Below are 21,726 nucleotides of genomic sequence, written 5' to 3' on the forward strand. Positions count from 1 at the left end.
GCAATGCCAAGCACCATCCATACCCTGGGATTTCCGCGCATCGGCGCGCAGCGCGAACTGAAATTCGCGCTGGAACAATACTGGCGCAAGGAGATCAGCCTGCAAGCCCTGGAGGCGACCGGCGCCGAGCTGCGCCAGCGCCACTGGCAGGCCCAGCGAGACGCCGGACTTGATCTGGTGACCGTTGGCGACTTTGCCTTTTACGACCATATGCTCAACCACATCCAGTGGCTGGGGTGCGAGCCGGCGCGTTTCGGCTTTGACTGCGCGGAGGCCGACCTGCTGCGCGCGTTCGCCATGGCGCGCGGCGTGGCGCAGGAAGACGGAGCGGCCGAAGAGGGCGGCACCTTCGCGCTGGAGATGACCAAGTGGTTCGATACCAACTACCACTATCTGGTGCCCGAATTCCATCCCGACACGCGCTTTGCCGGGCAGGCCGACCGCCTGCTGGCGGAAGTGGAGCAGGCGCAGGCGCTGGGCCACAAGGTGAAGGTGGTGCTGGTGGGCCCGCTGAGCTTCCTCTGGCTGGGCAAGGAAAAGCAAGCCGGATTCGACCGCTTCAAGCTGCTCGACGATTTGCTGGGTGCCTACGAGCGCATCCTGGCGCGGCTGGCTGAGCGCGGCGTGGAATGGGTGCAGCTGGATGAGCCCATCCTCGGCCTGGATCTGCCTGATGCCTGGCGCCATGCTTTCGAGCGCGCGTACTGGCAGCTGGCCCGCAGCGCACCGCGCATCCTGCTGGCCAGCTATTTCTCGCCGCTGGATGACAACCTGCGCATGGCCTGCCAGCTGCCCGTGGCCGGCCTGCATGTGGATGCCGTGCGCGCACCGGCCGAGCTGCTTCGCGTGGCCGACTGGCTGGCGGCGCCACACAAGGTGCTGTCGGTCGGCATTGTCGACGGGCGCAATGTGTGGCGCACCGATCTGGACGCTGCGCTGGCACGCCTGCGCGAAGTGGCAGCCAAGCACAAGGGCGAGCTGTGGCTGGCGCCGTCCTGCTCGCTGCTGCACGTGCCGATCAGCCTCGAGTCGGAAGAGCGGCTTGATCCCGAGCTGCGTTCCTGGCTGGCCTTCGCACAGGAAAAACTGGCGGAACTGGGCTTGCTGCGTGCGGCGCTGGATCTGGGCGGTCAACTGCCGGCGGCGCAGCAATCCGCGTGGGACAGCGCCCGCGCGGCCCTGCAGAGCCGCCGCAGCAGCACCCGGGTCCACCGCGAGGAAGTGGCGCGGCGTATCGTCAGCAGCGTACCCGGTGACGACCAGCGGGCATCTGCCTTTGCCGTGCGGCAGGCGGCACAGCGCGCGCATCTGAAACTGCCGCTGCTTCCCAGCACCACCATCGGCTCGTTCCCGCAGACCCCCGCCATCCGCGCCGCGCGCGCGGCATTGCGCAAGAGAGCGCTGACCGAAGAAGCCTACCGCACGCGCATGCAGGAGGAAATCCGCGATGTCGTTCGCCGTCAGGAGGCGCTGGGGCTGGACGTGCTGGTGCATGGCGAGGCCGAGCGCAACGACATGGTGGAATACTTCGGCGAGCAGCTCGACGGCTATGCCTTTACCGCCAATGGCTGGGTGCAGAGCTATGGTTCGCGCTGCGTCAAGCCTCCGGTCATCTACGGCGACGTGCTCCGCCGCGCGCCCATGACAGTTGCGTGGACGCAGTATGCGCAAAGCCTCACGCCGCGCTGGATGAAGGGCATGCTTACCGGCCCCGTCACCATGCTGCAATGGTCCTTTGTGCGCGATGATCAGCCGCGCGCACTCACCTGCGAGCAGATTGCCTGGGCCATCCGCGACGAGGTGGTGGATCAGGAAAAAGCGGGCATCGCCATCATCCAGATCGACGAACCGGCTTTCCGCGAAGGGCTGCCGCTGCGCCGTGCCGGCTGGCGCAGCTACCTCGACCAAGCGGCACGCGCCTTCCGCATCAGCGCCAGCGGCGTGCGTGACGAAACGCAGATCCACACCCACATGTGCTACAGCGAGTTCAACGACATCCTGCCGGATATCGCCGCGCTGGATGCCGACGTGATCACCATCGAAACCAGCCGCTCGGACATGGAGTTGCTGCGCGGCTTCGGCGACTTCCATTACCCGAACGAGATTGGTCCCGGTGTGTACGACATCCACTCGCCGCGCGTCCCGGAGGCGCAGGAGATGGAGCGCCTGCTGCGCAAGGCGGCAACGGTGGTGCCGGTCGAGCGCCTGTGGGTCAACCCGGATTGCGGCCTGAAAACCCGCGGCTGGCCGGAGACCGAGGCGGCGCTGTCCCGCATGGTGCAGGCAGCGCAGCGGTTGCGGACGGAACTGGGCGGTGCGGCTGCCGGGGAGCGCGAGCGGGAGCCAGCCCTGATCGCCTGATCGCCCCGGGGCCATTGTGGCCGGGAGCCTGCAACCGGCCCGTTCAGGCCTTCGTCCTGCGCAGTTGCTCCAGCCGTGCAATCACCGCTTCATCCGGTTCGCGCACCGTGGCAATCAGCCCCGGATAAACCAGCCCGGCGTTGCCGTCCAGCGTGATGGTATCGCCTTCGCGCAGCGCCAGTTCGCCCAGCTGGATGCTGCGGTCGCCGATATCGATGCGCAGCGTTTCGCAGCCCACCAGGCACACCTTGCCCAGCTGGCGTGCCACCACCGCCGCGTGCGAGGTGCGCGCACCGTTGCGCGTCAGCAGGCCGACGGACTGCTCCAGCGCCCCGATGTCATTGGTCTCCGCATCATTGCGCACCAGAATCACGGGGTGGCCCTTGGCCGCACGCTTGGCTGCGCGTTCCGCATCGAGCGCGATCTCGCCACTGCTCACCCCCGAGCAGGCGCTGGCTGCCTGCGCCACGGGGCTGGCCGGGGCACCGCAGTCGCTGGCCAGATGGGCGGTGCACAAGTCGTCCTCCGCCAGCGTATCGGTGCGCTGCAGTGCCGTGGTGCGGTCGATCAGACCCTCTTCATGCAGGTCCAGCGCAATGCGCGCCGCCGCCAGCGGCGTGCGCTTGCCGGAACGCGCCTGCAGCAGGAACAGCTCGCTGTCCTCCACCGTAAACTCGAAATCCTGCATGTCGCCGAACAGGCGCTCCAGCGTGCGCGTGGCTTCCGACAGCTCGTTCCAGGCATCCGGTGCCAGATCGGCCAGCGCCTCGTGCCCGTGCGCATTGCGGCGGCCGGACACCACGTCCTCGCCCTGGGCATTGGCCAGAAAGTCGATCCACAGCGTCGGCTCGCCATTGCTCGGATTGCGCGTGAAACCCACGCCGGCGCCACTGCGCCCCCCTGCGTTGCCGAACACCATGCGCTGGATGGTCACGGCCGTGCCCATGGCGCTGTCGATGCCATTGAGCTTGCGGTACTCACGCGCCTTGGCCGAATCCCAGGAGGCAAACACCGCCAGCACGGCACGCGCGAGCTGCTGGCGCACATCCTGCGGGAACGGGTGGCCGGCATGCTCGGCATACAGGGCCAGATAGGTCTGCGTCAGCTGGCGCAGTTCGCTGAAATCGAGCAGACGCTCGTCGCGGCCCTGGGTCAGGTCCTGCAACGCATTTTCGAACAGGCTGGCCGGCAGGCCTTCGACCACTTCGCCATAGCTCGCCACCAGGCGGCGATAGGCATCCCACACCAGTCGCGGGTTGCCGGTCTGGCGCAGCAGGCCGGGCAGCGTGGCATCGCACAGTCCGATGTTGAGCAGGGTTTCCATCATGCCGGGCATGGAGATGGGCGCACCCGAGCGCACCGACACCACCAGCGGCTTGCGGATATCGCCAAAGCCATAGCCGGAGCTTTGTTCCAGCGCCGGAATGCCGGTGTCGAACAGCGGGTGGATGCACTGCTTGCGGTGGTGGGCGTAGTGCGTGCCCAGCACCAGTGCGGGCGGTACCGGCAGGCCCGCCTCGGCCATGCGCAGCAGGTTGTGCGCCTTCGACCCCATGGTTTCGCGGCTGGGCGACAGGCCGTTGCGCACGTAGGCAGCATGCTGCCTGTCGGGATGATCGACCAGATACAGGTGGTCGGGCCAGGGGAAGGGGTGGTGGTGGCTCATGCCGGGACTCCTGTCTTGAGGAAGGCCATCTGGCGCAACGCGTAACCAGTGGCCACCAGCGCGTCGGAAGCGCCTTCGATGGTGGTGGCGAGTTCGGTGGCCAGCAGCATGGCCGCCGGCTGCGCATGCAGCGTCTGCACGATGTGCTGGCGGGCCGTGCGCAGCAGATCGTCGCATTGGCGCTCGGCACGCAGCATGCGCCACAGAATCTGCAGGAAGGCATCACTGTCGGTGGTGTCGATGCCGGCATCGAGCAGGCGCGCGATCTCGATCGCCTTCACCAGATCCTGGATCGCCACCAGCGTGGTATCGGCCAGCTTGCCCAGCACCTCCATCACCGAGGGCGGCAGGCCGTTGATGGGTTCGGCCAGCGTCAGCGTATAGACAAAGGTGGATTCTTCCAGCGCATCGGCCACGTTGTCGGCCTGCACCAGCAGATCGACCACGGCGCGCCAGTGCGGCTGGCGCTCGGCCCGCTGGCGCGCGGTGGTGAGCAGATGGTCGGCGCGGTGCTCCCAGTTCTTGGCGCGCAGCACCACCTGTTCGCAATGGCCGTTGCAGCCCTGCGTCAGCACATCGCTCAGCGTCTGCGCCAGCGCATGGCAGAAGGCGGCGTGCTCGGCCAGCAGGTCGAACTCGACATGGCGTTGCTGCAGCACGCGGCCCAGCAGCAGGCGCGCCTTGTCCTGCACCAGCGTGAGCGGCTGCTGCTGTTGCAGCAGCTCGCTGCAGTTGCGCAGCAGCTCGATCAGGAAGGCGCGTGCGCCGTTTTCGCCCAGCACGGCATCGAGTCGCTCGCCGATGCGGAAAGTGTCGCTGCCCACGGCTTCCATGGTGTCGTACACCAGGAACTCACCACCGGCCAGCAGCCAGCCCATATGGCCCCAGCGGTGCTCCGAGGTGTGCTGCAGGATGGCCACCGCCTGCGCCTTGCTCACGAACAGCTGCAGGCGCTTGCGCGCACGGTTCCAGTCGATCACGAACACGATGCAAGAAGCGATGTCTTCCAGGCCCTGTTCCAGTGCAGCCTGGTCGGCGGCCTCCAGCGTGGCGATGCCCACGGTATAGGGCTTGCCCTCGTTCAGGTCGCGCGAGATGACGGGCTCGGACACTTTCCAGACAAAGCCGGCGTTCTCCAGCAGGCCCTGGAAGAACTTGAAGCGCGGCGGGTGCAGGTCGGAGTAGGTCAGGCGGATGGTCTGGCCTTCCACTTCGATCACCAGCACGTGCGCATCGTTGGTGCCGATGTCGTTCTGGATCAGCAGGCGCTTGCCATCACGCGTGACGGCGGTGTCCAAGCCGGGGTGGCTGAATTTGAGTGGCGCCGTGCTGTGCAGGCCGCGCATGAAGGCGCGCACCAGTGCGCGGTCGTCCTTCTGGATGTTCCAGACATGGGCGCCGTCGAGATTCTCGGTGGCGACGCTGCTGGCCAGGGCGTTGATCTGCTTGTGCAAATCCATCACCAGCAAGTGGAAGCTGTCACCGGCCTTGCGTTCGCCGTGGGTGAGGGAGGTGAGGGCGTCCTGCTCCAGACCTTCTGCATCATTCAATGCCTGCAGCACGTGCAGCCAGTGGTCGCGCCGCTGCACGAAGTCGGGGGCGTTTTTCACCATGCCGCCATCGACCACCGGGCGCGCCATCACCTGCAGGTCGTCGCCCAAGGCCTGCAGCAGTTGCGGCATGTGCGAGAGCACCAGCGTGTTTTCATCGTAATAGGCATGGCGCACCAGATCCTGCGTCCAGCCGGCATCGCGCAGGCCGGCGCGGGCCAGTTCCTGGCTCCAGTTGCCAATGCTGTCCTCGGGCTTGCGCGCATGCTGCGCGGCGGCCTGGGTCAGCGAGAGATAGAGCTTGAGTCGGTCATTGGCCGCCAGGGCGGCGGTGATCCAGGCCGGCATCAGCAGCGTCTGCTGGCCGAGCGAGGCCACGGCTTTGTCTTTGAGCAAGGCTTTGTCCTTTCCATGCTGCGAGGGCAGCATTAAAAAGACAATTTTGCGAACGTTATGTGAAAGCCCTATGTCTTCTGCACGGCCGTGCACCCTGAAGATGCGGGTTGCTTGCGCGCGCAGCGATCATGACCGCTGTCGCTGTTCACCAGCGAACCCTGTGGCTGCCCGCAGCCGGGCACAGGCTGCGGCGCCAACTGGCCTTACTGCCTGAACGCCTCAATCTGCGCAATGATGCGCACCTTCTTCGGCATGCCCATCTTGACGCCCCAGTCCATGCCCCATTGCGTGCGGTCGATCTCGGCCACGAAGTCGCCGCCGCAGGCTTCGGTCTTGGCGATGGGGTTGGGGTAACAGGTGAACTGGTTTGCCTTGAAAGTGATTGGGTGCGTCTTGCCCAGCAGGGTCAGCTTGCCTGTCACCTCCTTGAGGGTGTCGCCCTCGTAGACGAACCTGTCGGAGACGAAGCGGATGCTGGGGTGCTTCTCCACGTTGAAGAAGTCCGCGCCCATCAGGTGCTTGTCGAAATCCGGAGTGCCGCTGTTGATGGAGCGGGCGTCGAACTCCAGCGTGACCTTGCCGGTCTTCTTCAGCTTGTCGAACTCGACCGTGCCGCTCTTCCTGTCGAAACGGCCACGGTTGACCGAGGCGCCGAAGTGGTCGATCTCGAAAGTGGCGAAAGTGTGGGCCGGATCAATCTTGTAGCTTGCGGCCTGCGCGGGCAGGGCGGCCAGCAAGGGCAGAGCAGCAACGACGGAAACGAGGGTGGTTTTGCGCATGGGGCGTCCTTTCGGCAGGGAAACTCCGGTTTATGGGAGGGGCAGTCAATGCAAATGACTCGCAACGAATAATATAGCATTGCGCCCGATCGCCTAAGAAGATGCAAGGTCTTTGCCGGTGTGCACACAAAGGGTTGCCAGTGCCTGCCGGTGCGGGAAGGGGGTATGTGCTGCTGTCACTGAAAGGCGCTGGCAAGCCACTACAATCGGTTGCAAACCTGCTGTTCTCCACCCAATTTCCCGGGCCATGAAAATCCTTATCTGCAACGACGATGGCTACCAGGCCACCGGCATCGAGGCGCTCTACCAGGCGCTGCGCGGCGTGGCCGACGTCGAGGTGATCGCACCCGAATACAACAACAGCGCCAAGTCCAACGCACTCACGCTGCACTCGCCGCTCTACCTGCAGCAGGCTGCCAACGGCTTCCGCTACATCAATGGCACCCCAGCCGATTGTGTGCACATCGCGCTCACCGGCCTGCTGGACAATCCGCCCGATCTGGTGGTCTCCGGCATCAACAACGGCGCCAACATGGGGGACGACACCATCTATTCCGGCACCGTGGGCGCCGCCATGGAAGGCTATCTGTTTGGCATTCCGGCCATCGCCTTCTCGCAGGTAGAAAAGGGCTGGGAGCATATCGAGGCCGCGGCCGAAACGGCCAAACGCCTGGTGCTGCACATGGCGCGCTTCCTGCCGGAGCAGCCCGGCATGGCGCCGCCCTGGTTGCTGAACGTGAACATTCCCAACCTGCCGCTGGAGCAGCTCAAGCCCATGCGCCTGTGCCGCCTGGGCCGTCGGCATTCGGCCGAACGCGTCATCACGCAGCAGAACCCGCGCGGCGAAACCATGTACTGGATCGGCAATGCCGGTGCCGTCAAGGACGATGCCGAGGGCACGGACTTCCACGCCACCGCCAACGGCCATGTCTCGGTCACGCCGCTCAAGATCGACCTGACCGACCACGAAGCGCTGGGCTACTGGGCGCAGGCCTTTGCCGCCCATGCGCCGGATGCGGGAAGCGGAGGAGTCTGAGTCATGGGGCGTCCCACCTTTCCGGCGCGCAACCAGTGGAGCGCGGATACGTTACAGCCGGCGCGCCCGCCGGCGCCGCGTGCCGTGCCCCGGGTGCCGCCGGGCAGCGGCCCGCTGGTGCCCACGCTGCCGCTGGACGCCAGCCAGTACGACCGCATGACGGCCATGCAGCAATCGCGCCCCGCACCGGTACGCCCGCATGTGGTGCCGGTCCAGACGCGCAGTACCGTGGGCAACACAGGCCTGGGCAATGCTGCGGCCATGCGCGCCCGCATGGTGCAGCAGCTGCAGGCCGAGGGCCTGCAGGACCCGCGCGTGGTGCAGGCCATGCTGGCGGTGGAGCGTCACTGCTTTGTCGACAGCGCCTTGCTGAGCCAGGCCTATCTCGACACCAGCCTGCCGATCGGCCTGCAGCAGACCATCTCCAAGCCCAGCGTGGTGGCGCGCATGATCGAACTGCTGCTGTCCAGCCCGGCCATGCAGCGCCAAGCGCGCGATGCCAAACTGGGCCGCGTGCTCGAAGTGGGCACCGGCTGCGGCTACCAGGCCAGCGTGCTGAGCCAGGTGGCGAGCGAGGTCTACAGCATCGAGCGGCTCAAGGGCCTGCACGAAAAGGCACGCGACAACCTGCGCCCGTTCCGCATCCCCAACATCCACCTGCTGCTGGGCGACGGCATGCAGGGATTCGAGTCCGGTGCGCCCTACGCCGGCATCATTGCCGCGGCCGGCGGGCAGGCCATTCCGCAGGCCTGGGTCGACCAGCTGGCCATGGGCGGGCGCATCGTGGCGCCGATGGCCACCGGCCCGCAAAGCCAGGTGCTGGTGGTGCTCGACAAGACGGCGAACGGTTTGCAACAAACTGTGCTCGAGCCAGTGTTTTTTGTTCCCTTAAAATCCGGACTGGCATAGCCCGTACCCCTGCTGCCAGCCCTCGGGCTGGCCTGACTTTATCCGGGGTACTGTTCCAGGTTGCACAACAAGGATGGATTGCATGACTTTGAAACAAAGCCCTGGCCTCGGCGGACGCCTGTTCCGCGTGGCCGTGTGTGCAGGTATTGCTGCAGTACTGGCAGCCTGCGGCTCTTCCCCGCGTGCTCCGGTCGAGAACCGTTCCACGGGCGGTGTTAGCGTTCCCCGCGTCGATCCGGCCACGCTGCCGGGCTACGAATTCCGCAACAAGCCGGGCTACTACTCGGTGCAGCCGGGTGAAACCATCCGCAGCATCGCCCGCAACAACAATCTCGACTGGCGCGACATCGTGCGCTGGAACAGCCAGTGGGTGCCCAACCCCGACCAGATCGAAGTAGGCCAGGTGCTGCGCATCGAGCCGCCGGCCGGCTCCGTGGCCCGCGCCGCGCCGGTGGCCCCGCGCGTCACGCCGCCCGCCAGCACCACGCCGGCGCCGCGCGTCACGCCGCCGTCCGACGCCGGCGCTGCCAGCATCGCGCTGGCCTGGCCGACGCAGAGCCGCACCATCGTCACCCCGTTCGACGACGTGAAGAACAAGGGCATCGGCATTGGTGGCCGCGAGGGTGATCCCGTCACCGCGGCAGCCGACGGCACCGTGATGTACGCCGGCTCCGGCCTGCGTGGCTACGGCAATCTGGTGATCCTGAAGCACAACACCACCTTCCTCACGGTGTACGCCCATAACAGCAAGCTGCTGGTGAAAGAGAACCAGAACGTGAAGAAGGGCCAGACCATTGCCGAAATGGGCAAGACCGACGCCGACCGCGTGAAGCTGCACTTTGAAGTGCGCCGCAACGGCAAAACGGTGAATCCGCTGAGCTACCTGCCGCGCTGATCCGCATTACGCCTGCAGGCTGCCAGCCCGCTTCCCGTGCCTTGTGATGCGGGAAGCGGTTTTTGTTTTTTGAGTGATAGATGCCATGAGTAGCACCCAGTCCGACCGTCTTTCTGAATCTGCTGTTGCTGGCGCCGAGGCTGCCTGTATGCCTGCGTCCGGGGCTACGCCGGTGCCTCCCGTTGGTGCCGGGGCGGGCGCAGCTCCTGCCGGATCGGACCTTGGCTCCGCCCAAGCCGGTGGAACCGGCGACAAGCTGGCCGCCTTGCTGCCGCATTTCGGCAAACGCCCGCCGCACGCGCAGGACGACTGGCTGCTGGTGCACGCCCTGGATCTGGACGCCAAGGGCGTCGCACGGCGTGCCGACGGCAAGGTCATCTTCATCGAGGGCGCCTTGCCCTACGAATGGGTCAGCGCCACCAGCCACCGCAAGAAGGACGCCTGGGAAGCAGCCACGGTCACCGCCGTGCACAAGGAGTCCTCCCAGCGCGTCACGCCGCGTTGTCCGCATTTCGGGCTGCATGCCGGGGCTTGCGGCGGCTGCAAGATGCAGCATCTGCACCCGGCTGCCCAGGTGGCGATGAAGCAGCGCGTGCTGGAAGACAACCTCTGGCATCTGGGCAAGTGCAAGGCCGGCCATCTGCTGCGCCCCATCCACGGGCCGGACTGGGGCTACCGCTGGCGCGCGCGCCTGTCGGTGCGCCATGTGATCAAGAAGGGCGAGGTGCTGATCGGCTTCCACGAGCGCAAGAGCCGCTACATCGCCGACATGCAGAGCTGCGCCATCCTGCCGCCGCACGTCAGCGATCTGCTGCTGCCGCTGCGCGCGCTGATCGCCGGCATGGATGCACGCGACACCTGCCCGCAGATCGAACTGGCCTGCGGCGACCATGTGACCGCGCTGGTGCTGCGCCATCTGGAGCCGCTCAGCGAGGGCGACCTGGGCAAGCTGCACGCATTTGCCGCCTCCCACCCGGGTGTGCAGTGGTGGCTGCAGCCCAAGGGGCCGGACACGGTGCATTGCATCAGCGAGAACACGCCGCAACTGAGCTACAGCCTGCCCGAATTCGGCATCACCATGCCGTTCCGCCCGACCGATTTCACGCAGGTCAACCCGCACATCAACCGCGTGCTGGTGAGCCGTGCGCTGCAGCGCCTGCAGGTGCAGCCCCAGGAACGCGTGATCGACTGGTTCTGCGGCCTGGGCAACTTCACGCTGCCGCTGGCGACGCACGCGCGCGAGGTGCTGGGCATCGAAGGCAGCGAGACGCTGGTGGCGCGCTCGCGCGAGAACTATGCGGCCAACAATCTGAACGCCTACGGCCGCACGCTGGCGCCCACGCAGTTCGTGGCGCGCAACCTGTTCGAGATGACGCCGGAGATGCTGGTGCAGGATGGCGTGGCCGACAAGTGGCTGGTCGATCCGCCGCGCGAAGGGGCCTTTGCGCTGTCCAAGGCGCTGGCGGATATCCACCAGCAACGTCTCGGCCAGGGCGAGGAGGGTGCCTTCGTGGCCCCGGCCGACTGGCAGCCGCCCAAACGCATTGTGTACGTCAGCTGCAACCCCGCCACGCTGGCGCGCGATGCCGGCCTGCTGGTGCATCAGGCGGGCTACAAACTGGCTGCAGCCGGCGTGGTCAACATGTTCCCGCACACGGCGCATGTGGAGAGCATGGCGGTGTTCGAGCGGGACGATGCAGCCTGGGGGCTTACTGGCTGACTGGCTGACTGGCTGGGCGCGTATGTGCGTTGCACGGAGCAGCGCGGAACCGAAGCGGCTACACAGGGTCAGGAGCGAAGGGGGCGGCGATGATGCGCCGTGCATTCAGGCGCTTGCAGCTGGTAGCCTGCTTGCCTCGTCAACTGGTACGAAAAAGCCCCTTGGCCATCCGGCGCAAGGGGCTTTGTCTTGAGGGCGTTGCGCTTAGTCGCTGCTGCCACCAATGCCGAAGATGGCGAGGAAGCCCTGGAACACGTTGTAGATGTCCAGATACAGCGCCAGCGTGGCGCTGATGTAGTTGGTCTCGCCGCCGTCGACGATGCGCTTGAGGTCGTACAGCATGTACAGGCTGAACACGCCGATCAGCAGCACGGACAGCGCCATCATGCCGGCGGTGGAGCCGACGAAGACGTTGACGATGGCGCCGAAGAACACCACCAGGGCGCCCACGAACAGCCACTTGCCCATGCCGGACAGGTCACGCTTGATGACGGAGGACAGCACGGCCATTACGCCGAACACACCGGCGGTGGCGGCAAACGCCGTCATGACGATCTGTTCGCCATTGCCCATGCCGAGCACGACGGACAGCATGCGCGAGAGCATCAGGCCCATGAAGAAGGTGAAACCCAGCAGCACGGCCACGCCGGTCCCGGAGTTTTTGGTCTTCTCGATGGCGTACATGAAGCCGAAGGCGCCGCCCAGGAACAGCACCAGACCCAGGCCGCCGCCGAGGCGGGCCGTGATGCCGGTGGTGACGCCGATCCAGGCGCCCAGGACGGTGGGCAGCATGCTCAGGGCGAGCAGCCAGTAGGTGTTGCGCAATACCTGGTTGCGCTGGGCGGCCGTGCTGACGGCATTGCCACGGCCCCAGCTGTGACCGAGGGGGCTGTTGCCGGTTTGCAGACGGTTGTCCATAAGGTCAATCTCCATTCAATTGATGTGCTTGCCGGAGCGGGACCATCCCGCAACGGCAGACCGCATCATACATGCGGATTTTTTCACGGAATTCAAGCGCTTGCGCGCCGGTTTCAGCGCAGGCCGGACGAGGTGGTGGTGCGGCCGTTGACCGTGGTGCGGGTAGTGCCCACCCCGACGTCGACCACGCCGTACATCTGCACGCCGCTGTCGCTGGAGCCGCTGATGCCGATCCCGCTGGAGCCCAGGGGTGGAGTGGTCTGGCCTACCGGTTGTGAATGGCCTGCACAGGCCGTCAGGCTCGTCAGCACCAGGGCGACGCCAGTTGCTGCAAGCCACCGGGATACTGCGCGGTGGGAGAGTGGTGTCATGTAGTGATACTCCTTTCTATCGCAAAGAGTAACGTAAAACATGGCCAATATTGGACAAAACGGCCATGCGCAATGGTTTCCATTGGTAAGCGCGACCTTGCCGGGACCCCTATTTGGTCAGGATCAGTTTGCCCTGGCGCGTCGCCTGCAGGCGGTAGGTGATGCCATTGTGCCGGATGGCGATGGTGCGGTGACCTCGCATGAGTTCGCTGCTGGCGAAGCAGGGCGGGGTGTCTGTGTCCGGCCCGGCCTGGGCAGACAGCGAGGCACGCACTTCGCGCATAGCCGGCACCGGAAGCGTTGCCTGTGTTGCCGGCTCGGGATGCTGCCTGTGTTCCGGCCAGGCGGGGAGTTCGCTCATCGCACCGGCTCCGTCACGAAGCCGATCCGGGTCAATCCGGCCTGCTGCGCGGCGGCCAGCGTGCGCGCCACGGCGTCGTAGCGCACATTGCGGTCGGCGCGCAGTTGTACCGCCGGCTGCGGCTGCTTGCCCGATTCGGCACGCATGCGTGCCGGCAGTACGTCGGCGGAGACCGGCTGGCCGTTCCAGAACATCCCGCCCTGCGCGTCGATGGCGATCTGGATATGGTCGGGCTTGAGTTGCTCGGGGGTGCTGTTGGCGCTGGGAAGTGAAAGCGGCACCGCATGCTGCAGCACCGGCACGGTGATGATGAAGACGATCAGCAACACCAACATCACGTCCACCAACGGGGTCATGTTGATTTCGCCCATCACGGCATCTTCATTTGGATGATGGAAGGACTGCATGGCCATGTGCTCACCCCTTGCTGGCGACGCGTGCGCCGGTAATCAGGTAGGCGTGCAGATCGTGCGCGAAACGCTGCAGCTGGAGCAGCACGCGGCGGTTGCCGCGCAGCAGCGCGTTGTAGGCCAGCACGGCAGGAATGGCGACGGCCAGGCCCAGCGCGGTCATGATGAGGGCTTCGCCGATCGGGCCGGCCACCTTGTCGATGGTGGCAGCGCCGCTGGCACTGATGCCCATGAGTGCGTGATAGATGCCCCAGACCGTGCCGAACAGGCCGACGAAGGGGGCGGTGGAGCCAATCGAGGCGAGGATGGACAGGCCGGACTGCAGGCGCGCCTGACTGCCGTCCATGCTGTTGCGCAGGCACATGCTGATCCAGTCGCTGGCGCTCAGGCTGCCGTGCAGTTCGTTGGCATTCTGGCGGTGATGGGCGAGGGCTTCCTGGCCCTGGGTGGCCAGCTGGTGGAAGGGGCTGTCGCTCGCGCCCAGGTGGCGCATACCTTCGGGCAGGCTGGCGCTGTGCCAGAACTGCTCGGCGCCTGCGGCCTGGCGGCGCGCACGCCACAAATCCCAGCTCTTGAGGGCAATCACGCTCCAGGTGGCAATGGACATGGCCAGCAGCAGCAGGGCGACGCTGCGGGTGACCCAGTCGCCCTGCGTCCAGAGCAGGGACAGGTCCATGGCGGCTACGGGGGAGGGGCTTGTCATTCGAAACGACCTTTCGGAAAACGCTTGGGGAAATGGAAGGGGGGTTATTCCAGACGGAAGGCGATGGGGACCGTGTATTCCATGGCAACGGGTAGTCCGTTGCGCTTGCCAGGCACGAAGCGCCAGCGGCGCACGGTGTCCAGCGCGGAGGAATCCAGGGCGTCGAAACCGCTCGACTTCTTCAGGGCAACGCGCTCCGCACTGCCGTCGGCACCCACCAGCACGCGCAGCAGCACGGTGCCGGTTTCGCCCAGACGCTTGCTGGAGGCAGGATAGGGCGGCTTGGGGTTGTTGAGGTAGCTGGCACGGGTGCTGGGCAGTTCGACTGCGGGGGCCGCAGGCACATCGTCTTTGGCCTGATCCAGCCCGGTGCTGGCTGCGCCCGCGCGGGCGGTGGCAGGCGGAGCAGGGTCCGCGCGGCCATCGGCGGGTGCGGGCCGGACCGGGGGCTCTGTGACGGCTCCAGGTTCGGGCGCCGGGACTTCCCGGGCCGGTGTTCGGGGACGTGGAGCGGGGTCGGGTTTGCGCTCCGGGTTGGCGGCGGGCTTGGGCAGAGCGGGACGTTTGGGTGCTTGTGTGCGCTGCTGCGCTCCGGGTAGGGCTGGCGCCGCTGCGGGCTCAGGCGCGAGTGCGACAGGTGTGGGCTCCGGTGCCAGGGCGATCAGTTGCACCGGAGTGACTTCCGGCAGGGTGGCAGGCGTGGTGGCACGGGCTGCCAGTAGCCCGAATACGACGAGGTGCAGCAGCGTGATGCCGGTGCTGACGAGGACGTGTCGGGAAGATCCGGAAAAAGACAGAGGCAAGGACATGCGGAGGCGGGAGAAACATCAAGGACGCAGGATGAGCCAGCAGGCGGGGGCAACAATCAGTGCGGCAATCAACAGGCTGTAGGCCATGGTGGAACTCCTCAGGCTTGGAAAGCGATGCACGAATTATAAATGAGAATCATTAGCAATGATAGGAGGGGCCGAAGTATAAAGGTGACGGAGACCGATGTCGTCGACAGAAGCGCAGCCGCAGAGCGTCATGCAGGCTTCGAACTCGTCGCGCAACTGGCGCAGCATGCTGGTGACGCCGACGGCTCCGGCCGCTGCCAGGCCATGGATTTGCGGCCGTCCGATCAGGACTGCCTTGGCGCCCAGGGCCAGCGCCTTGAAGACATCTGTGCCGCGGCGGATGCCGCCATCCACCAGAACGGGGTAGCCGGAGCCGACGGCGGTGCGTATGGCTGGCAGCAGGGTGGCCGTGGCAGGCAGGGTGTCCAGCGTGCGTCCGCCATGGTTGCTGACGACGATGCCGGTGGCTCCCAGCTCGCGGGCCAGTTGCGCGTCCTCGGGGTGGGTAATGCCCTTGAGCCAGACGGGCAGCTGTGTTTGCTGCAACAGCCACTGCACATCGTCCCAGTCGGGGGCCAGCGCGGCCAGGCCATGGCACAGGCCGCCGGGGGGACGGTCTGCTGCGGTTGCCGGCAGAGCAAGCAGATCATGCAAATGGGGGGCGGGAAACTGCGCCGGCACGCGAAAACCGGTGCGCCGCTCCAGATCGCGTACGCCTTGCACCGGTGCATCGACGGTCAGCACCAGAGCTTCACAACCGGCCGCTTCGGCGCGCCGGACCAGGGCCCGGGTGTGTGCGCGACCGTGCTGCCAATAGAGCTGGAACCAGAGCGGCGGTGCGCTGGCAGTGCCTTCCGAGTGAAGAATGGCGCGGATGTCTTCCACCGTGACGCTGGACTGGGTGCTCAGCACCATGCCGGTGGCACAGGCGAGCGCGGCGTGGGCCGTCGCGATTTCTCCATCCGGGTGCGCGAGACACTGGTGTGCGACGGGTGCCAGCAGCACCGGCCAGTCGATCGTGCGGCCGGACAACACGGTCCGGGTATGGCTGCCGGCCAAAGTGCGCAGCACGCGTGGCTGCAATGGCAGATCGCTCCAGGCGCGATGGTTGGCGCGCAGGGTGTGCTGGTCAGCCGCTCCGCCCAGAAAATAGGCAGCGACCGCGGGATCGAGCGTGGCGAGCGCGTGGCGCTCGAAGTCGGCAGGAGTCACCAGATCCGGCGGCAATGCGTCGATGCGGGGCAGCGGAATGGAGCCAGTCATCAGGTGTCCGCCCACATGCGCAGCAGGTTGTGATAAGTGCCGGTCAGCGTGTGCGTTTGCGGCGTTTCGCCGTGCTGCGCGCGCAGGCTGGTGATCGCCATGTCCAGCTCGTGCAGCAGTGCGCGTTGGGGGTCGCTGCGGACCATGCTTTCGATCCAGAAGAAGCAGGCCAGGCGCTGCCCTTGCGTGACCGGTCGCACCTCGTGCAGGCTGGTGCCGGGATACAGGACCGCACTGCCGGCAGCAAGCTTCACGCGCTGCTCGCCGTAGGTGTCGTGAATCACCAGTTCGCCACCTTCGTATTCGTCCGGCTCGTTCAGGAACACCGTGCAGGAAACGTCGGAGCGCACCTGCTGCCCGTCGGCGCGGCGCATGACGGCATTGTCGTAATGCATGCCGTAGTGCCCGCTCCCCTGATAGCGGTTGATGCGCGGGGTGAACACCTTTTTCGGCAGTGCGGCGCTGAAGAAGCGCGCATGACAGTCCAGCGCTTGCAGCACGGCCTGGCGCACGGCCGCGGCGGTTTCACAATCGGAAGGCAGCTGGTCATTGTGCTTGACGTGGCGCGCCTGGCTTCCGGCGGTGCGCTGTCCGTCTGTCCAGGGGGCGGCGTCCAGCAGCGGACGCAGGCGGGCGATGTCGGCAGCAGACAGCACGGAATCGAGGGTGACGAGCATGGCGGTACAGGAAGAAAAGCCACCGCTCCGAAACAAAGCGGCGGCAGGGGGGTCAGAACTTCAGCGTGGCAGTCAGCGCGTAGCTGCGGCCGGCACCTGGTACGTAGAAGCCGCGATACAGCTCCGCGGCATGGTGCTTGTTGGTCAGGTTGCTGACGTTGGCCCTGAAACTCAGGGCATCGCTGTGGCGGTATTCGGCCATCAGGTCATAGGTGGCGTAACCCGGCACCTTGATGTCCGACAGCACCGGCTTCTGGCTGCTGCGGAAGTTCACGCCGGTGCCGGCGCGCCATTTCGGATGGAACTGGTAGGTCGTCCATACCGTGCCGCTGTGCTTGGGCGTCAGACCCGGGCGCTCGCCCACGCGCTCGCCGGGCTGGTTCTGGCTGCAGCTGCCGGTGGCGGGGCAGGGCGCGGCCTTGTCCACCTTGGCGACCGGCAGGTACATGTAGGAAGCGTAGATTTCCCACTTCGGCGTGATGCGCCCGGTGATGTCCATTTCCAGACCGGCGGTGTGGCGCTGGCCGCTCAGGTTGGCCACGGGCAGGTCGGGATCGGTGTTGCGCTCGTTGTACTTGGTCGAGTGAAACAGCGCCACGCGCGTGCTGAACTGCTTGTTCGGGCTGTCGAAGCGCGCCCCCAGTTCGATGTTGCGGCTTTTTTCCGGGGCGATGCCGGCATTGCTGGCGTTGAGGGAATAGGTATCGCCCGAGGTGTTGAATGAGGTGCCGTAGGACAGATGGTAGGACTGGCTTTCCGTCGGCTGGTACAGCACCCCCAGGCGATGGCTCCACTCGGACACCTTCATCTGGTAGCGACTGGTGTTGCCGGTGGCGGTGTAGGTTTCGTAGTCGCCCTTGAGATGGTCATAGCGCAGGCCGCCCACCAGTTTCCAGTGTGGCGCCACCTGGGCCACGTCCTGCACATAGGCGCCAAAGGCATTGGAGCGATAGTGGCTGGAGCGGTACAGCGGGCGCGCGTCCTCGTTGATCCATGCGCCATCCGCCGGCGTGCCGATGGTGGTGCCGGGCTTGTCGCCCGTGCTCAGCGGTGAGTAGACATCCTTTTCCTCGCGCCCGAAATCGACGCCGGCCGTGATGCTGTGCTCGACGCTGCCGGTACGGAACTTGTTGGTGTAGTCGCTCTGGGCGTGCAGCGTGTCCACGTCCTGAATCTTGAACTTGGGACGGCGCACAAGCGCAGACGCGTTGCCGAACGTGGTCTCGTCGGTGCTGCGGTCGGCAAAGCCGATGGCGCTGGAGCGGATGTCGCGCTCGAACCGGCCCTTGCGCACACGCGTGGTCACCTCGCCGCCATCATCGAAGCGGTGGGTGTGCGACAGCCCCAGCAGCGTGGCCTTGCTGTGGTTGCGGTCGCTCGCCATGGCGTAGTTGTTCTTCGGATCCACCGGCAGCAGCTTGCGATCGGACGCGCCGGACGGATTCGCCGGCAGCAAGTAAGGCAGGCCGTAGTTGATGCCGTTGCGGTTGTCCAGATGGAACAGGTTCACCAGGAACTCGTCCTGCGTGCCGATGCCCCAGCGGTAGGCGGCGGCAATGCCTTTCTTGTTTTCCCTGGCGCCGATGCCGTTCTCGCTGGCGCGGTCGCCCATGACGTTGATGCGCAGGGCCTGGTTCTCGCCGGTCTGCTTGTTGAAGTCGCCGGTCACGCGCACACGGCCGCCGCTGCCGATGGTGGCGGACACCTCGTTTTCGTCAATCAGGCGCGGCAGCTTGTTGACCTGGTTCACTGCGCCGCCGGTCGAGCCCCGGCCGAACAGCATGGAGGCAGAACCCCGCAGCACTTCCACCTGGTCCATGTTGAAGGTGTCGCGGTCGTAGAACGCCGGATCGCGCATGCCGTCCACGAAGATGTCGCCGCTGGCGGCGAGCGAGAAGCCGCGCAGGCGGATGTCCTCCTCGCCGGTTTCGCCGGCCTGGAAGGTGACGCCGGCGGTGTTCTTCAAGACTTCCTTGACGGTATCGAGTTGCCGGTCGTCGATCAGCTTTTCGGTCACGACAGTGACGGATTGGGGAATGTCGCGGAGCTTCTGCTTGCCCTTGCCGATGTGGGCGGTAGCGGCGCGCAGCGTGTCCTTGCCTTCCGGGACGAGGGCCGCCTCGCGCACTTCCACCGTGGGCAGAGTGGCATCTCCGGAAGGGGTCGTCTGTGCGAGGGTGGAAGTGCCCAGGCTGCCAAGCAACAGGGCGGCCCCGAGGGGGACGACCTTGCGAGCCGGGGAGGAAGGCGCGATGGCGGCGCGTCGCGATGAAGAATCTTGGGTCATAGCAGCAAAGGAAATGCGGAGGGAACAACTTGCTGGCTATGGCTGCGCGGCGCGCGGCAGTGTGGCTGGCTAACGCGATGCCGGGCCTGCCGGCCCGGTATCAGGTCGCCATTGTATACAAATAAAAACCATTATCATTTGTATATGCGTGCTTGTTTGCTCCGCGCAACAGCACGCCGGACTGCCGTACTCAACCGTAACGTTTGAGCAGGCGCATCACTTTCTCGAAACGCTCGCCGTAGGGCGGCTGCAGCCAGCGCGTGCCGCTGTGGCGCGACTGTGCGAACACCGGCTTGAGCTTGCTGAAGGTATTGAAGCCCCATTCGCCATGGTAGGCACCCATGCCGCTGGCGCCTACGCCGCCGAAAGGCTGGGATTGCTGTGTCAGGTGGTACAGGCAGTCATTGATGGTGACGCCGCCGGACAGGGTCTGCTCCAGCACCTTGTCGCGCGCATGGTGATCGTTGCCGAACCAGTACAGTGCCAGCGGGTGATCGCCCTGACGAATGAGTTCGATGGCCTGCTCGGCGTTGTCATAGACTACCACCGGCAGGATCGGGCCGAAGATCTCTTCCTGCATCAGCTGCATGTCTGCCTGTGGCTGCAGCACCAGACAGGGGGCCAGTTTGCGCTGTGCCATGTCGGTATCGCCCAGTGGCACGATCTGCGCGCCGCCCTGATGCGCCTGCTCCAGCATGCCCACCAGGCGGCCGAAATGCTTCTGGCTGATGATGCTGGTGTAATCGGGGTTGTCGCCAACGGCAGGATAGAGGCGGCGCACAGCCTGGGTATAGGCCTCGACAAAGGCATCCTGCTGGCTGCGGTGCACCAGCACATAGTCGGGTGCGACACAGGTCTGGCCGGCGTTGAGCAACTTGCCGGCGGCAATGCGGTCGGCGCTGAGCGCCATGTCGGCCGAGAGGTCGATCAGGGCCGGCGACTTGCCGCCCAGCTCCAGCGTGACCGGAGTCAGGTTGCGGGCTGCCGCCTTGGCTACCTGGCGGCCCACGGCGGTGGAGCCGGTGAACAGCAGGTGATCGAAAGGCAGTTGGACGAAGGCCTTGCCCACTTCGGCATCGCCCAGCACCACGGTCATTTCGTTGGCGGCAAAGTATTTGCCAATGGCCTGCTGCAGTTCCGCCGAGAAACGCGGCGTCAGTTCGGACGGCTTGATCATCACCCGATTGCCAGCGGCCAGCGCTCCCAGGGCAGGGGCCAGGGCCAGTTGCAGCGGATAGTTCCAGGGCGAAACCACGCCGACCACGCCCAGGGGCTGTGGCATCAGGCGGTTGCTGCCCGGCAGGTAGCTCATGGCAGTGGGCATGCGGCGCGGCTTCATCCAGCGTCCCAGGTGCTTGCGCGAGTGTCGCAGCTCCAGCTCGACCACCAGGATCTCGGCCATGCGGGTTTCGTGGGCCGAGCGGTGGCCGAAGTCGGCCGAAATGGCGTCGATGAAGATCTGGCTGGTGTGCTCCAGCATGCGCTGCAGGCGGTCCAGCCGCTCCAGGCGCTGGCGCAGCGAAGGCAGCGGATCGGCATGGTGGGCAGCCTGCTGCTGTTCGAGCAGGGCGTGCAGGTCGTCGGCAGAGGCGGAAAACCCCGCGGGGCTGGCGGAAGTGGCTCCAAAAAGCGGAAGGGAAGCAGTCATGGACTCAAGTGTACGAAGTCTGTATGGCACTTGGGCCCAGGCGGGACATGCAGATGGCGTGGTTTTGTAAGGAAGTTTGTCAGGCGGGTGGCAAAGGCGCCATCCCGTTTATACCGTCAGCCAGATGCTGCCTTCAGCCGCGGTGGCCAGCATCACCTCGTCCTGCGAGCGGCCCAGGGCGGCCGTCAGGGCCAGCGAGGCCAGTTCGGGCAGATTGTTGCGTTCGCTCAGGTGGGCGGCCAGCACGTGGCCCAGCGCGGCGTGGTTGATGCGCTGCGCCAGTGCCGCTGCCGCGGCATTGCTCAGGTGACCGAAATCCCCCGCCACGCGCCGCTTCAGGAAGGGCGGGTAGCGCGAGGCGGCCAGCATGTCGGGATCGTGGTTGGCCTCCAGCAGCAGCGCATGGCAGCGCTCCAGCATGGCGATCACGTGCGCACTGGCATGGCCCAGGTCGGTGGCGATGCCGAGCTGGCGGTCGCCGTCCGAGCACAGCAACTGCAGCGGTTCGCGCGCATCATGCGGCACGGTGAAGGGCTGCACCAGCATGCTGCCCAGGTCGATGGCCTCGCCGTCGCGGGCAAAGTGCACCAGATCATCCAGCGATTCCGGCCGGCCGACGGCGGCGTGGGTGCCGCGGCTCATCCACACCGGAATGCGGTGGCGTGCCGCGAAGACTGGCGCACAGCCGATATGGTCGCTGTGCTCGTGGGTGATGAAAATCGCCGTGAGTTGCCCGGGTTCCACGCCGGCCTGCTGCAGGCGCAGCGTGAGCTGGCGCGGCGACATGCCGCAGTCGATCAGCAGGCGGCTGGTATGCAGGCCCTCGGTGGACTCCACCAGCGTGGCATTGCCGGCGCTGCCGCTGCCCAGGCTCTTGAAACGGATGGCCACGAAATCGGTAAGACGTCAGAAGAACAGTCGATGCCAGAAATGGCAACCG

Annotated in this window: 19 protein-coding genes; 5 read left to right on the plus strand and 14 right to left on the minus strand. The window is 65.9% G+C overall.

Features of this window, described 5'->3' with window-relative positions; all coding sequences use genetic code 11:
• The first annotated feature begins 3 nt into the window (after positions 1-3).
• On the plus strand, positions 4-2,361 hold the full coding sequence (gene metE / locus ACX36O_RS02635; protein WP_488360009.1) for a 5-methyltetrahydropteroyltriglutamate--homocysteine S-methyltransferase: 2,358 nt from the start codon (positions 4-6) through the stop codon (positions 2,359-2,361).
• Positions 2,362-2,404: 43 nt separating this feature from the next.
• On the opposite strand, the gene ACX36O_RS02640 is transcribed toward metE, so the two are convergent.
• From ACX36O_RS02640 to ACX36O_RS02650, 3 genes are all read right to left on the minus strand, one after another.
• The gene (locus ACX36O_RS02640) at positions 2,405-4,027 is read right to left on the minus strand and encodes a PEP/pyruvate-binding domain-containing protein (RefSeq protein WP_213358917.1); all 1,623 of its coding nucleotides are present in this window, start codon (positions 4,025-4,027) and stop codon (positions 2,405-2,407) included.
• Positions 4,024-5,973 (minus strand): DUF47 family protein, encoded by a 1,950-nt coding sequence (locus ACX36O_RS02645; protein WP_250130953.1) that lies wholly within the window; start codon positions 5,971-5,973, stop codon positions 4,024-4,026. The genes ACX36O_RS02640 and ACX36O_RS02645 overlap by 4 nt, the downstream gene beginning before the upstream one ends.
• Before the next feature lie 203 nt (positions 5,974-6,176).
• Positions 6,177-6,752: a YceI family protein gene (locus tag ACX36O_RS02650; protein WP_213358921.1), complete on the minus strand. Its 576-nt coding sequence runs from the start codon at positions 6,750-6,752 to the stop codon at positions 6,177-6,179.
• A 247-nt stretch (positions 6,753-6,999) separates the two neighbouring features.
• On the opposite strand from ACX36O_RS02650, the gene surE reads away from it, so the two are divergent.
• The 4 genes from surE to rlmD all read left to right on the plus strand — a co-directional run bounded on the left by surE (position 7,000) and on the right by rlmD (position 11,312).
• The gene (gene surE / locus ACX36O_RS02655) at positions 7,000-7,788 is read left to right on the plus strand and encodes a 5'/3'-nucleotidase SurE (protein WP_213358923.1); all 789 of its coding nucleotides are present in this window, start codon (positions 7,000-7,002) and stop codon (positions 7,786-7,788) included.
• Positions 7,789-7,791: 3 nt separating this feature from the next.
• A complete protein-coding gene (locus tag ACX36O_RS02660; protein WP_213358931.1) occupies positions 7,792-8,697 on the plus strand; it encodes a protein-L-isoaspartate(D-aspartate) O-methyltransferase in 906 nt (301 codons plus the stop codon).
• A gap of 82 nt (positions 8,698-8,779) precedes the next feature.
• Entirely contained in the window at positions 8,780-9,592 is an 813-nt protein-coding gene (locus ACX36O_RS02665) for a peptidoglycan DD-metalloendopeptidase family protein (RefSeq protein WP_213358933.1), read from the plus strand.
• Between the two features lie 85 nt (positions 9,593-9,677).
• Positions 9,678-11,312: a 23S rRNA (uracil(1939)-C(5))-methyltransferase RlmD gene (gene rlmD, locus ACX36O_RS02670; protein WP_488360010.1), complete on the plus strand. Its 1,635-nt coding sequence runs from the start codon at positions 9,678-9,680 to the stop codon at positions 11,310-11,312.
• Positions 11,313-11,516: 204 nt separating this feature from the next.
• On the opposite strand, the gene ACX36O_RS02675 is transcribed toward rlmD, so the two are convergent.
• From ACX36O_RS02675 to ACX36O_RS02725, 11 genes are all read right to left on the minus strand, one after another.
• Entirely contained in the window at positions 11,517-12,230 is a 714-nt protein-coding gene (locus ACX36O_RS02675; protein WP_213362603.1) for a Bax inhibitor-1 family protein, read from the minus strand.
• 113 nt (positions 12,231-12,343) lie between these two features.
• Positions 12,344-12,601, minus strand: a complete 258-nt coding sequence (locus tag ACX36O_RS02680) for a hypothetical protein (protein ID WP_488360011.1) — start codon at positions 12,599-12,601, stop codon at positions 12,344-12,346.
• A 109-nt stretch (positions 12,602-12,710) separates the two neighbouring features.
• Complete coding sequence (locus ACX36O_RS02685) at positions 12,711-12,962, minus strand: hemin uptake protein HemP (protein ID WP_250130955.1); 252 nt, start codon at positions 12,960-12,962, stop codon at positions 12,711-12,713.
• Positions 12,959-13,375, minus strand: coding sequence for an ExbD/TolR family protein (locus ACX36O_RS02690; protein ID WP_488360012.1), 417 nt, complete (start codon positions 13,373-13,375; stop codon positions 12,959-12,961). Before ACX36O_RS02690 ends, ACX36O_RS02685 begins: the two co-directional genes overlap by 4 nt.
• A gap of 4 nt (positions 13,376-13,379) precedes the next feature.
• Entirely contained in the window at positions 13,380-14,075 is a 696-nt protein-coding gene (locus tag ACX36O_RS02695; protein ID WP_250130956.1) for a MotA/TolQ/ExbB proton channel family protein, read from the minus strand.
• Positions 14,076-14,119: 44 nt separating this feature from the next.
• The gene (locus ACX36O_RS02700; protein WP_213358943.1) at positions 14,120-14,884 is read right to left on the minus strand and encodes an energy transducer TonB; all 765 of its coding nucleotides are present in this window, start codon (positions 14,882-14,884) and stop codon (positions 14,120-14,122) included.
• Between the two features lie 123 nt (positions 14,885-15,007).
• Entirely contained in the window at positions 15,008-16,174 is a 1,167-nt protein-coding gene (locus ACX36O_RS02705) for an alpha-hydroxy acid oxidase (protein WP_213358945.1), read from the minus strand.
• Positions 16,174-16,851, minus strand: coding sequence for a Fe2+-dependent dioxygenase (locus ACX36O_RS02710; protein ID WP_371687164.1), 678 nt, complete (start codon positions 16,849-16,851; stop codon positions 16,174-16,176). Before ACX36O_RS02710 ends, ACX36O_RS02705 begins: the two co-directional genes overlap by 1 nt.
• A 52-nt stretch (positions 16,852-16,903) precedes the next feature.
• The gene (locus ACX36O_RS02715; RefSeq protein ID WP_371687163.1) at positions 16,904-19,138 is read right to left on the minus strand and encodes a TonB-dependent receptor; all 2,235 of its coding nucleotides are present in this window, start codon (positions 19,136-19,138) and stop codon (positions 16,904-16,906) included.
• 190 nt (positions 19,139-19,328) lie between these two features.
• On the minus strand, positions 19,329-20,786 hold the full coding sequence (locus ACX36O_RS02720) for a coniferyl aldehyde dehydrogenase (RefSeq protein ID WP_371687162.1): 1,458 nt from the start codon (positions 20,784-20,786) through the stop codon (positions 19,329-19,331).
• Between the two features lie 108 nt (positions 20,787-20,894).
• Positions 20,895-21,677 carry an MBL fold metallo-hydrolase gene (locus ACX36O_RS02725; protein ID WP_371687161.1) on the minus strand — a complete coding sequence of 261 codons (783 nt, stop codon included), beginning with the start codon at positions 21,675-21,677 and terminating at the stop codon, positions 20,895-20,897.
• Positions 21,678-21,726 lie beyond the last annotated feature (49 nt).

The sequence above is a fragment of the Brachymonas sp. KE5 genome, from assembly GCF_057773645.1.